A 12,010-nucleotide genomic window follows, 5' to 3' on the forward strand; every position below is an offset into this window, starting at 1 on the left:
GGAATGAATATTAAGATTAAGATTAAGTGGGATGGGCATCCTGCCCGTCCGAAAATATCAGGAACAGAAGCAGGAACAGAAACAGAAACAGGCAGGATGCCTGTTCCACAATACCTAAAGCTAGTAATGATACATTGTGTATTGCCCTAGCAACTGTCTATAGTTTAGACTATCTTTTAACATGGAATTGTCGCCATATTGCTAATGCTAATATTCAGAGAAAATTATCTGAAATTAGCACTAACTTTGGCTATTAATTACCAATACTTTGTACACCCTATCAATTACTTGAAAAAACTACGATGTTACCTGATGAAAATTTAGAATAAATTTACCAAATTCGAGAAGAACACGCCAAAGCTTTTAATTACGATCCGGAATTAATATTCGCTGACTGGTTGGAAAAACGAGAGCAATTCGAGAAAGAATGGAAAGGGAAAATTATCAAAACTCCTTTGAAAAAAAGAAAAGAAAGTGTTTCTGAAGCACAGGTATGATTTTCAAATTTTGTATCTTGCAATGTCTTTGTTGCATGAAAGTAGGGGTCTTAACATCCATTCCGCACCTATATCGCTATCTTTGGTAATTATTGATGTTCTATTTACTATTGTCCAATAGTTATTGCTCTGCCTCCAAAGCGATCGCTATCTTTGGCAATGGCTTGATGTTCTATTTACTATTGTCCAATAGTTATTGCTTTGCCTCCAAAGCGATCGCTATCTTTGGCAATTATTGATGTTCATTTATCTATTGTCCAATAGTTATTACTCTGCTGAGAAGGCGATCGCTATCTTTGGCAATGGCTTGATGTTCTATTTACTATTGTCCAATAGTTATTGCTCTGCCTCCAAAGCGATCGCTATCTTTGGCAATGGCTTGATGTTCTATTTACTATTGTCCAATAGTTATTACTCTGCCTCCAAAGCGATCGCTATCTTTGGCAATGGCTTGATGTTCTATTTACTATTGTCCAATAGTTATTACTCTGCAATGGCTTGATGTTCTATTTACTATTGTCCAATAGTTATTGCTCTGCCTCCAAAGCGATCGCTATCTTTGGCAATGGCTTGATGTTCTATTTACTATTGTCCAATAGTTATTACTCTGCCTCCAAAGCGATCGCTATCTTTGGCAATGGCTTGATGTTCTATTTACTATTGTCCAATAGTTATTGCTCTGCCTCCAAAGCGATCGCTATCTTTGGCAATGGCTTGATGTTCTATTTACTATTGTCCAATAGTTATTACTCTGCCTCCAAAGCGATCGCTATCTTTGGCAATGGCTTGATGTTCTATTTACTATTGTCCAATAGTTATTGCTCTGCCTCCAAAGCGATCGCTATCTTTGGCAATGGCTTGATGTTCTATTTACTATTGTCCAATAGTTATTGCTCTGCCTCCAAAGCGATCGCTATCTTTGGCAATGGCTTGATGTTCTATTGATCTATTGTCCAATAGTTATTGCTCTGCTGATTAAACCTCAAAGCTTTTACAGGTAAAAGTTTCAGTCTTTTTCACCTCAAACATTGATGTTTTATTGATCTATTGTCCAATAGTTACAGCAGTTTCCGCGCGTTATGAAGTACATATGCACAAGCAAGTGCGGCAGCTATATATTTTCATGCAACAAAGCCTCTTGCAATTGTTGACCAAATTTTTTTGTTAATAGATCGACTCTTTTAACAAGACTAAGACAAATAGGCAGTTATGCAGATAAGATTAAACACAACCAAAACCCTAGACAATGGATGATACAAATAAATAAGTTTAAAATTCTGAATATACTAACAGAAAAATCTAAAATCTAATGGTTGAAGCAAAATCCTATAAAGATACCGTAAACCTGCCCCAAACCAAATTTAATATGAGGGCAAACTCAGTCACTCGCGAACCAGAACTACAAAAGTTTTGGGCAGAAGAACAAATTTATGAACGCCTCTCTCAAACCAACCCAGGGGAAACATTTACTTTGCACGATGGCCCACCTTATGCTAATGGCAACCTACATATTGGCCATGCTATGAATAAAATTCTTAAAGATATTATTAACCGCTATCAAATTCTTCAAGGGCGAAAAGTGCGTTATGTTCCTGGTTGGGACTGCCACGGTTTACCTATTGAATTAAAAGTTATTCAAAATCTTAAATCAGCAGAAAGGGGAAAACTCACACCTATAGAATTACGTCAAAAAGCTAGAGACTTTGCTTTGGAAACTGTAGACAAACAACGGGAGTCGTTCAAACGTTATGGAGTTTGGGGAGACTGGGAACATCCTTACATGACTCTGACTCCAGAATATGAAGCTGCTCAAATTGGGGTATTTGGCAAAATGGTTTTGAAAGGCTACATTTATCGTGGTCTTAAACCTGTGCATTGGAGTCCGAGTTCCAAAACTGCTCTTGCAGAAGCTGAACTGGAATATCCTGAAGGTCACACATCTCAGAGTATCTATGCTGCTTTTAAAATTACGAAACTAGCAAAAGCGGTTCAAAAATCTCTCAAACCTTATCTGGAAAAACTCTGGGTTGCTATCTGGACGACAACACCTTGGACTATTCCTGGTAATTTGGCAGTCAGCGTTAACCCAGACCTCGACTATGCTGTGGTTAAACCCGATGCTGACTATGCAATGGGAGAAGATAAATTATTTATAGTTGCAGCAGAAGCGGTGGAACGTTTGTCGGCAACTCTCGGTACAACCTTAACTCCTGTCGCGACAGTTAAAGGTCAAGATTTGGAAAATTGTACTTACCAACATCCGCTATTTGACCGGGAAAGTAATATTGTTATTGGTGGCGACTATGTTACTACTGACTCAGGTACGGGTTTAGTTCACACTGCTCCCGGACATGGACAGGAAGACTATATTGTAGGGCAACGTTATAGTTTACCAATTTTGTCCCCTGTGGATGGCAATGGGAAATTTACTGCTGAAGCAGGAGAGTTTTCCGGGTTGAATGTATTAAAAGAGGGAAATGTTGCCATCATTGAAGCACTGCAAAATGCTAATTCTCTGCTGAAAGAGGAACCCTACGAACATAAATATCCTTATGACTGGCGAACTAAAAAACCAACTATTTTCCGAGCAACGGAACAATGGTTTGCCTCTGTAGAAGGTTTCCGCAATGAAGCACTCAAGGCGATCGCTGATGTTCAGTGGATACCTGCTCAAGGAGAAAACCGTATTACTCCTATGGTGAGCGATCGCTCTGACTGGTGTATTTCTCGACAAAGGAGTTGGGGAGTTCCTATTCCTGTATTTTATGAGGAAAAGACTGGGGAACCTTTGTTGACTGAGGAGACTATTGCTCATGTGCAAAAAATTGTTGGGGAAAAAGGTTCTGATGCTTGGTGGGAAATGTCGGTGGAGGAACTTTTACCAGAAAAATATCGCCCAGATGCTGACAAGTACCAGAAAGGTACGGATACGATGGATGTGTGGTTTGACTCTGGTTCGTCTTGGGCAGCAGTTGCTCAACAAAGGGATGGGTTAAGATATCCAGTTGATATCTATTTGGAAGGTTCTGACCAACATCGCGGTTGGTTTCAGTCAAGTTTGCTCACCAGTATTGCTACAAATGGTGTTGCACCATATAAAACTGTTTTGACTCATGGTTTTGTGTTGGACGAAAATGGTCGGAAGATGAGTAAGTCTCTGGGAAATGTGGTAGATCCGTCAATAGTTATCGAAGGCGGTAAAAATCAAAAACAAGAACCTGCTTATGGTGCAGATATTTTGCGTTTGTGGGTTTCCTCTGTAGACTATTCTTCCGATGTACCCCTGGGTAAGAATATTCTCAAGCAAATAGCGGATATTTATCGCAAAATTAGAAACACGGCGCGATTTTTGTTAGGGAATATCCATGATTTCGATCCGGCAAAAGATGCTGTTGCTTATGAGGAAATGCCAGAGTTAGACCGTTATATGTTGCACCGGATGACAGAGGTGTTTGCCGAAGTAAAGGATGGTTTTGAGAAGTTTCAGTATTTCCGCTTTTTCCAAACAATTCAAAATTTCTGTGTGGTTGACTTATCTAATTTTTATTTAGATATTGCCAAAGACAGACTTTATATCAGCGCCACTGATGCTTACAGACGCCGTAGTTGTCAGACTGTTTTAGCTGTAGCTGTAGAAAATTTGGCAAAAGCGATCGCTCCTGTTTTACCTCATATGGCAGAAGATATTTGGCAAAATATTCCTTATCCAACTCCCTACAAGTCTGTATTTGAGTCTGGGTGGGTGAAAATGGAGGAACAATGGCATAACCCAGAATTGGCTAAATTATGGGAAGAGTTACGAAAAACTCGCACTGAAGTTAACAAAGTATTGGAAAAAGCACGGGCAGAAAAAGCCATTGGTGCGCCTCTAGAAGCAAAGGTATTGTTGTATGTAAAAGATGCTGTTTTGCGGGAGAAAATATCAGCTTTTAATCCTACTGTTGAAGTAGAAGAAGTTCTCGAAGCTCAAATCGAAACTGAACCTGCTCAACCAGAAAATTTTACTCCTAATAATACTCAAAAATATACTGCTAATTTCACTCAATCTAAAGATTTTTTAGCAGATTTTTCTAAGATTGTGAGTAAGTTTTTTAGTGGTTATCAAAAAGTTTTAGGGGTAGTATTTTTGATCGTTATATTACTGTTGTTAATCCGAGTAGCAGTAACAGTAGTAACAACAATTCACCAACTGCCTTTAGTAAGTTCAATCATGGAATTAGTGGGAATTATCTCCACAATTCGCTTTGTGACTGGCGACCTATTATTTGCTAAAAATCGGCAAAAGTTGTCTGAAAAAATTAAATCGACTACAGAAGATATATTTGGCAAAGATGTTTTATTACCACCAAAACGGAAAAAATCAACAGATAATACAGTTAAACAGTCAGCAATTTTAGTTTCGCCAGAAGGGGTTTATGTTACTCACAAAAAAGTGGATTTTACCCCAGTGGCACAAGTAGTAGAAACAGAAACTTTACCTCAGCAACCTGATAATATGAAAGCCAAAATAGCTGGTAATGGAGTTGATGAACTACGTTATCTGTTTATTACTTCTCAGGTAGAATTATTGGAGTCGCCAGAAGCTTTAAATAATCTTGAATATAAATCTATTTCAGACTCTTTAGGAGTAGGAGTAGTCAAAGCTGATGGTGAGAAATGCGACCGCTGTTGGAATTATTCTACTCATGTCGGTGTTTCTTCAGAAGACCCCACTATTTGTGAACGTTGTGTTGCTGCTTTAGCAGGAGAATTTTAACAAAAAGCAATCAGCTATCAGCTATCAGCTCTCAGCTATTAGTAAGGTGCGTTAATGAAATGTAACGCACCATCTAAACTAAATCAAATCCTATAATTTAAACAACAGCAAAATCAGTTAACTTACGAGTGCATTAGACGTAGGTTGGGTTGAGGAACCGTTAGCGGAGCTTATCCGTTAGGATAAACCCAACAGTAGCAAGGTTTTGTTGGGTTTCACTACCGTTCAACCCAACCTACGCTGACTACATAAAATCCTATAATTTAAACAACAGCAAAATCAGTTAACTTACGAGTTTCAGGATCGTGGAAAGCTAAAACAATATCTTCTTTCGGTACATTTTCCTTTAATAACTCATTAGCAATACCTTCCTCCGTCCAATCTTCTTCAATATAAATCTTCTCATTTTTAATCCGAATATAAACAGAAATTGCTTGAATTCGTCTATCATTTTTCCAGCCAATATTAAACCAAAGATATTGACTTCTTTGGTCATCAAACATTAATACCTCATCTATATCAGGAACGGGAATTTGTGCTGATATTCTTTGATAATTAGTTAGGATTTGTTTGATGATATTTTGATAATGAATTAGCTTATCCATTTAATAATTTCCTCTTTTTTAATGTCAATTACTAATAGTAAAATTTGATATTTTTGGAGAATTAATTCAATTGCCACTTGTGCAAAAAACTTTTCATAAATTTTGTGACTAACTGCCAAATAAACTTTATAACTGGGGTAGGTAACAGAAAGAAATGTTTGATAAATTAAGTATTGTCCTAAGAGGATATCTGAAAAGTTTTTTGGTACTGAATTTTGCCCCCCTAGCCCCCCAACTTTGGGGGGAACAAGAGTCAATTTGCTTTTAAAAGTCCCCCAATTTTGGGGGATTTAGGGGGCCACGGATGCACAGATGATGTCAAACAATCAATCCGTTTATCCGTGCCCGAATCTGTGTCTAGCAACTCCCTCACTCCCCATCACCTATCAAAATCAAAGGCGACCAATAAAACGGCCTTTCATCCTTATAACTTAACTTTGCCTGACGTAATGCTTCCACCTTGGTCATTCCTTGTTGCAAATTCTGATAAAATTTTACCATAATATCCTTTGTCATCTCATCTTCCGCATTCCATAAACTGGCAATCACAGCATCGGCACCCGCACGCTCAAATAAATAGGCAACTCCCGCTATTTCTTCACCATTGGAGTCAGCTTTCATGGCAGTTTGGCAAGCACTCAACACAATTAAATCTGTATTTTCTAATCCTAAAAGTGCAGCATCTCTGATATTAAAAGTTTTTCCATTGGCAAACAAAATAGTATTTTCCTCTAAACCCACACCAGGGCAACCATCTGTTTGAAAGCAACCGTGGGTAGCGAGATGCACTAAGGGAAAACCAAGGGATTCGTTTTTGAAACGAGGGAGGGTTGCCTCTTCTCGAATGTAATGTTTGTTTGGTAACTGTTTCGCGATAATTTTGGCTTCATCCTCTGCACCAGCGAGGTCTACTTTTGTGGGTTGGGGATTGCCAAATGCTAATACTTTCATAGATTGAGTCTTGTTTTCCTGCTGTTTAATGCGGGAAGAGATGCGGGTGAGGTAGTGGATGGGATATTTTTCAATTAAATATTCGTTAGCTTGATTATCGTATAGGGTTTCAAAGGGAATATAACGCAATTTATCGGTGGCGATGATGGCAATTTGTTTGGGGGAGTAAGCTGCTATTTCTGCTTCCATCGGGCGAATGAGATAGTCATAGAGTGTTTCTTGGTTAGCGGCGAAGTCGTCAGCGTTGGGGTTTTCTAGTTGGGCGCGATATTCGGTGAGAATGCTATCAAATTCTTTGGTATCTATGGGAAATTTTTTAACTAAGACGGGTTTGTCTCTGGTGACAAGGAATATGACGATACTATCGGGAACATTTGTAATACCTTTTAAAAGAGCAGGTTGAATAACAACAGTATCCGGTGCAATATTGGCTTTGAGTTTGTCGATGTCTTCTGGTTTGAATTCAAAAAGCTCGGCAACTTCTGGGTATTCCTTGCTAATTTTTTCCGCAAGTTGGCTGTTTTCTGCTTGTAACTGGTTAATTTGTTCGGAAAGTTGGGGACTCCATTCATCTTCTACTTTGCTGTAGAGAAATTGTAATTGTTGATTGTTTTGTTGCCATTGGTTAATCTGTGTTTGAGCTTCTGAGTTTTTGACTTTGGCATTAATAAGACGAGTGTAGTCAGCGAGGTCGAAAGTTGTAGCCAGGTTATACCATTGCCAGGCAGCGTCAGGTTTATTTTGGTCAATGAGAAAATCGACAAGGCCGATCGCTGTATTACTATTACCTTCTAAAAAAAATTTGCGATTTTCTTTTTTCAAGCCTGCACGGACTTTTAGGGTAATTTCTACTGACTGTTCCAAATTTTCTATAGCTTTTTCTGGTTGGTTGTTATCTCGGTAAACTGCACCAATATTACTGAGAGTAGCAGCAGCCAAAAGAGCTTGATTACCCACCTGCTGCCCAATCAGTGAAGCTTTATGATAGTATTCTAATGCCTTTTGGGGTTTACCTATACTGTGGTAAACTACACCAATGTTATTCAGAGTAAAAGCTTCTCCAGAGCGATAGCCAAATTCTTGTGAGACGGATAAAGCTTTTTGGTAGTATTCTAAAGCCTTTTGGGGTTGATCTATTCTGCGGTAAAGATCGCCAATATTATTGAGGGTCATAGCTTCTCCTAGACGATGGCTAACTTCTTGCAAGATGGGTAAAGCTTGTTGGTAGTATTCCAAAGCTTTTTGGGGTTGACCTATATCGCTATAAACTACAGCAATGCTACTGAAAGTAATAGCTTCCATAGAGCGATCGCCAACTTCCTGCCAGATTGGTAAGGCTTTCTGGTAATACTCCAATGCCATTCCGCGTTGACTTATACTGTAGTAAACTGCACCAATATTATGTAGAATAGCAGCAAAACCAGAGATATCGCGCACTTCCCGCTTTATGCGTAAAGCTTGTTGGTAATATTCTAAAGCCTTTTGGGGTTGACCTATGTTGCGATAAACTACACCAATACTATTAAGAGAATCAGCTTCTCCAGAGCGATCGCCCACTTCTTTCGTGATAGATAAAGCTTGCTGGAAGTATTCTAAAGCGTTTTGGGTTTGACCTATATTACGGTGAATTTCACCAATACCACTGAGAGCGTCAATTTCTCTAGTGCGAGCGCCCACTTCTTTTGTGATAGGTAAAGCTTGCTGGTAGTATCCTAATGCTTTTTGAAGTTGACCTATATTACGGTAAATATCACCAATACCATTGAGAGCAGCAACTTCTCCAGAGCGATTGACCAGTTCCCGAAAAATCATCAAAGCTTCGTTGTAAAACTTTAATGCTTCTTGTGGATTGCCTATACGACGATAGTTAATACCAAGCCCAAGGTTAGCATCTGCCTCCTTTTCTCGGTTTTTGATTTTTCTGGCAATTGCTAAAGCTTGTTTAAGCGTTTCTACAGCCTCCTGAGATTGGTATTGCCTTGTTTGTTGCCGTGCTAAGAATAGTAGTTGCTCTAACTTTTCTGCCTGAGAGTTGGAAGTTTGAGCGTAACTCCGTTGTGGTAATAGTGGCAGTATTAGGGGAGTTGTAGTCAGGGTTGTTATTCCGATTAAAGAGGTAATAATAATTCGTTTCATTGTCTTATTTTCCTCAAATAAATAATCAAATATGTATATCTTACGCCAAACAAAACGGCGTGTCATTGCGAGCGACAGCGTTTGCGGAGCATTCCGTCAGGAAAGGAATCTCGTTATTTGACTTCTGGGCAGAAGATTGCCACGGGGGCGTAACTATTAAACACAAAACTTAACTCTTAACCCTCCCCCTCGCAATGACACCCGCCGACTTTCTAATGTCATTGCGAGGCGGTTGGTAAACTCCTTATGTTGTTCACAAAAGCGTTAAGTTAGCCGAAGCAATCTCGTTATTTGACTTTTGGGCAGAAGATTGCCACGGGGGCGTAACTATTAAACACAAAACTTAACTCTTAACCCTCCCCCTCGCAATGACACCCGCCGACTTTCTAATGTCATTGCGAGGCGGTTGGTAAACTCCTCATGTTGTTCACAAAAGCGTTAAGTTAGCCGAAGCAATCTCGTTATTTAACTTCTGGGCAGAAGATTGCCACGGGGGCGTAACTATAACATTGATTAACTATATTCCCCAGCAATTTTCAAAACTTGGTCGTACAGAGATTCTGCTACCCAGAAACCAGCTTGATGAATGAGCATATCTAACAAAGGTTTGACTTCAGGAATCAGTTTTTGGCTTTTTGCCTCAATTAAAATTCCCAAAACCCCTGTATACGGTAAATTTAGTCTCTCTGCTACTGCCCGACCTTTACGCTCGTCCAGCAAAAGTTGATCTGCTGACATTTCTACCGCTAAAGCGATTGCCTCAAGTTCACCAGGGTCAAGTTCTGTTTCCAAAAGTTCTACTATAGCTTGGTTAGTAACTGAGCGAATTGAAATCCAACTATATGTTTGAACTTCAGTTGCACCAGGGACCGGAAAAGTTGTTTCTGTCAATTCTTTGTAAACTGCTGTAGGAATAATCACATTACCGTATAGTTGGTGCAACAAATTCAGTTGGTTAATAGAGGCTAAGTTATTGATAGCTGAAGTATCGCTAACAACAATCATAATCTGCCCATTTTTTGTAAGTTTTCAATGTCTTTTTCCAAGTCTTTTACATCATAATGAACCGGAATTTGACGACTAGCTAATAAATGCTGAAAAGCAATTCTATTCATGTCAGCAAAGCGACTAGCTTGACCTAAAGTCAGTTTTTCTTTTTGGAAAAGCATCACAGCTATTTCCAGTTTCATCTCAGATTCCGTCATCCTAGTTGTGCACAAAATTTGATCAGAAATAATAATGCTCATGTTCAATAATTAATAACTAATAATTAACAATTAATAATTATATCAATTATCTTTTCTTGAGTGAGAAGCAGCAGTAATAATTAAAATTTGTTGCTCCAGTTCAAACTCCATTTCACTGACAATATAACGACTCTTACCAACTTTCTTCATCTCTCTAGGTAGACCTTTTGTTTCATCTACCCCAACCACAGCTTCATGTTTAATAACTGCAATACCTTTCTCTGCATCCTCCCATTCCAAGCCATCCATTCGTACCTGAAAACGTCGGGGTTTACCTTTCATGTCTACTTCATCCCCACGAATCTTAGAAGGCTTACTAGAAATTGGCCACCAAATGTCTCCTTGAAACTTAATCCGAACAATATTAGCGATCGCTTCTGGAACAATCCGATCTTTTTTAATAGTAATATCTTGAGAATTAATATCTATTACCGTACCCGATCTACTATCACCATCTTTTAGTACCACCCTCGCATTAGTAGGGAAGGAAAAAGGAATAGGTTGTACCGTTGGTTTACATTCAGTTTTTACAATAAGTTTAGGGTTAGCAATAGTTTGTCTGATATCTCCTACCACTACTGTCAGACAAGCAACTAGAAAAATTATTATAATTTGAGTTATCTTCATAGTTATACCGGATATAAATATTAGTTACTACTAATATGTTTAACCACTCTGTTAGTGAAATTTTCCGGAGATATAGCGCTGTGCGCAGGCAACAGGCAAAAGGCAACCCACCCCTAACCCCTCCCAAGAGGGGAATAAAAAACGGATAATATAAGACTTTTAGCTATTGGACAATTCTTGTAATTTGTAAATATGCCAGCGCACATTTAACAATCTGTAGTAACGCACCATTGCATAAAGTCAAAAGTTAAAAGTTAAAAGTTGTTAGTATAAAATTATAAAAAAATCAGAATTTATAGAAAATGTTTGGTAAAATAGCTAGTTTATTAACTGTATTAGGAGTCGGTTTATATTTCACAGGTTGGATTTATCGTTGGGCTTATTTTAGTTATTTTCAACTAGAAGTAACTACTCTCGATTTACCCTTTGAATCATTTTTAATTGTACCAATACAGGTATTTTTAGGCAACATATCTAGCGGAGATATTTCTACTATCTTGCGCACTATTAAGATAGCGATCGCCACTTTTATCATCATCATAATTAGTTTCAAAATAATTCAATTTTTCACCCAAGAATTGGCAAATATTATTAATCAAATAATTTCTTGGTTGTTACGAAAAACATTGAAAACCAAACACCATAGAATTAATCGTACCCTCCTTTCATTTCCCAATTTTCAACCAGTTAACGATCAAAAATATGACAAGGTTTTAATTAATGAAATAGTCATAGTCACCTGGTTATTAACAGCCTTATTTGTCCTCGGTCAAAATCAGGGAAAAGTTGATGCTATTCGAGACTCGCGCAACGAAACATCATCTCTTCCAGTAGTGACTTTAATAACACCAGAAAATAAACTACCATTAGGCAGAAAAATTGACGATACTGGAGACGATCCTAAAGTTGGCAGTTTTCGTGTTATCGGAGATTTAGAATTATATGAAGAGTTACTACTACAAGATTACAATGACAAAACCAAGCCTCAACCTCTCCAAATTATCTGGCGACTGCTGATCGATAGAGATGGTCAATATTATATATTCCCCTCTTTGCCAAAAAATGCTCCATCAAATGCTCACCCTCCCGTTGTCGTTATTCAGCAGAGCGATCGCGGGGAATATGTTGTTATTCTCAGCCCCGAAGCGGCACCTTAAGTGTGGCAGAGCTGTTTCATTCTCGATAGACAGG

General features: G+C 38.5%; 12 protein-coding genes. 6 read left to right on the top strand and 6 right to left on the bottom strand.

Features of this window, described 5'->3' with window-relative positions:
* Positions 1–3 precede the first annotated feature (3 nt).
* The 5 genes from F6K54_RS06055 to ileS all read left to right on the top strand — a co-directional run bounded on the left by F6K54_RS06055 (position 4) and on the right by ileS (position 5,253).
* Entirely contained in the window at positions 4–150 is a 147-nt protein-coding gene (locus tag F6K54_RS06055) for a hypothetical protein (protein ID WP_293075676.1), read from the top strand.
* Between the two features lie 442 nt (positions 151–592).
* A complete protein-coding gene (locus F6K54_RS06065) occupies positions 593–736 on the top strand; it encodes a hypothetical protein (RefSeq protein WP_293075628.1) in 144 nt (47 codons plus the stop codon).
* Entirely contained in the window at positions 736–999 is a 264-nt protein-coding gene (locus F6K54_RS06070; protein ID WP_293075630.1) for a hypothetical protein, read from the top strand. Before F6K54_RS06065 ends, F6K54_RS06070 begins: the two co-directional genes overlap by 1 nt.
* Positions 999–1,442 carry a hypothetical protein gene (locus F6K54_RS06075; protein ID WP_293075632.1) on the top strand — a complete coding sequence of 148 codons (444 nt, stop codon included), beginning with the start codon at positions 999–1,001 and terminating at the stop codon, positions 1,440–1,442. Before F6K54_RS06070 ends, F6K54_RS06075 begins: the two co-directional genes overlap by 1 nt.
* 364 nt (positions 1,443–1,806) lie before the next feature.
* Positions 1,807–5,253 carry an isoleucine--tRNA ligase gene (ileS, locus tag F6K54_RS06080; RefSeq protein ID WP_293075634.1) on the top strand — a complete coding sequence of 1,149 codons (3,447 nt, stop codon included), beginning with the start codon at positions 1,807–1,809 and terminating at the stop codon, positions 5,251–5,253.
* 263 nt (positions 5,254–5,516) lie between these two features.
* On the opposite strand, the gene F6K54_RS06085 is transcribed toward ileS, so the two are convergent.
* The 6 genes from F6K54_RS06085 to F6K54_RS06105 form a co-directional block, all read right to left on the bottom strand.
* Positions 5,517–5,858 carry a XisI protein gene (locus F6K54_RS06085; protein WP_293075636.1) on the bottom strand — a complete coding sequence of 114 codons (342 nt, stop codon included), beginning with the start codon at positions 5,856–5,858 and terminating at the stop codon, positions 5,517–5,519.
* Positions 5,846–6,115 carry an element excision factor XisH family protein gene (locus F6K54_RS42710; RefSeq protein WP_366558064.1) on the bottom strand — a complete coding sequence of 90 codons (270 nt, stop codon included), beginning with the start codon at positions 6,113–6,115 and terminating at the stop codon, positions 5,846–5,848. Before F6K54_RS42710 ends, F6K54_RS06085 begins: the two co-directional genes overlap by 13 nt.
* A 112-nt stretch (positions 6,116–6,227) precedes the next feature.
* Positions 6,228–8,945 (bottom strand): CHAT domain-containing tetratricopeptide repeat protein, encoded by a 2,718-nt coding sequence (locus F6K54_RS06090; RefSeq protein ID WP_293075638.1) that lies wholly within the window; start codon positions 8,943–8,945, stop codon positions 6,228–6,230.
* Between the two features lie 513 nt (positions 8,946–9,458).
* A complete protein-coding gene (locus tag F6K54_RS06095) occupies positions 9,459–9,950 on the bottom strand; it encodes a DUF3368 domain-containing protein (protein ID WP_293075640.1) in 492 nt (163 codons plus the stop codon).
* On the bottom strand, positions 9,947–10,192 hold the full coding sequence (locus F6K54_RS06100) for a UPF0175 family protein (protein WP_293059304.1): 246 nt from the start codon (positions 10,190–10,192) through the stop codon (positions 9,947–9,949). The genes F6K54_RS06095 and F6K54_RS06100 overlap by 4 nt, the downstream gene beginning before the upstream one ends.
* Positions 10,193–10,234: 42 nt before the next feature.
* Positions 10,235–10,819 carry a hypothetical protein gene (locus tag F6K54_RS06105; RefSeq protein ID WP_293075642.1) on the bottom strand — a complete coding sequence of 195 codons (585 nt, stop codon included), beginning with the start codon at positions 10,817–10,819 and terminating at the stop codon, positions 10,235–10,237.
* A 302-nt stretch (positions 10,820–11,121) separates the two neighbouring features.
* Here F6K54_RS06105 and F6K54_RS06110 point away from each other — a divergent pair, with 302 nt between their 5' ends.
* Positions 11,122–11,976: a hypothetical protein gene (locus tag F6K54_RS06110; protein WP_293075644.1), complete on the top strand. Its 855-nt coding sequence runs from the start codon at positions 11,122–11,124 to the stop codon at positions 11,974–11,976.
* Positions 11,977–12,010 lie beyond the last annotated feature (34 nt).

The organism is Okeania sp. SIO3B5 (genome assembly GCF_010692555.1).
Classification (GTDB): domain Bacteria; phylum Cyanobacteriota; class Cyanobacteriia; order Cyanobacteriales; family Microcoleaceae; genus Okeania.

Coding starts and splice junctions, on each gene's coding strand:
- F6K54_RS06055 (WP_293075676.1), top strand. CDS start 4: ATGAATATTAAGATTAAGATTAAGTGGGATGGGCATCCTGCCCGTCCG.
- F6K54_RS06065 (WP_293075628.1), top strand. CDS start 593: ATGTTCTATTTACTATTGTCCAATAGTTATTGCTCTGCCTCCAAAGCG.
- F6K54_RS06070 (WP_293075630.1), top strand. CDS start 736: ATGTTCATTTATCTATTGTCCAATAGTTATTACTCTGCTGAGAAGGCG.
- F6K54_RS06075 (WP_293075632.1), top strand. CDS start 999: ATGTTCTATTTACTATTGTCCAATAGTTATTGCTCTGCCTCCAAAGCG.
- ileS (WP_293075634.1), top strand. CDS start 1,807: ATGGTTGAAGCAAAATCCTATAAAGATACCGTAAACCTGCCCCAAACC.
- F6K54_RS06085 (WP_293075636.1), bottom strand. CDS start 5,858: ATGGATAAGCTAATTCATTATCAAAATATCATCAAACAAATCCTAACT.
- F6K54_RS06090 (WP_293075638.1), bottom strand. CDS start 8,945: ATGAAACGAATTATTATTACCTCTTTAATCGGAATAACAACCCTGACT.
- F6K54_RS06095 (WP_293075640.1), bottom strand. CDS start 9,950: ATGATTGTTGTTAGCGATACTTCAGCTATCAATAACTTAGCCTCTATT.
- F6K54_RS06100 (WP_293059304.1), bottom strand. CDS start 10,192: ATGAGCATTATTATTTCTGATCAAATTTTGTGCACAACTAGGATGACG.
- F6K54_RS06105 (WP_293075642.1), bottom strand. CDS start 10,819: ATGAAGATAACTCAAATTATAATAATTTTTCTAGTTGCTTGTCTGACA.
- F6K54_RS06110 (WP_293075644.1), top strand. CDS start 11,122: ATGTTTGGTAAAATAGCTAGTTTATTAACTGTATTAGGAGTCGGTTTA.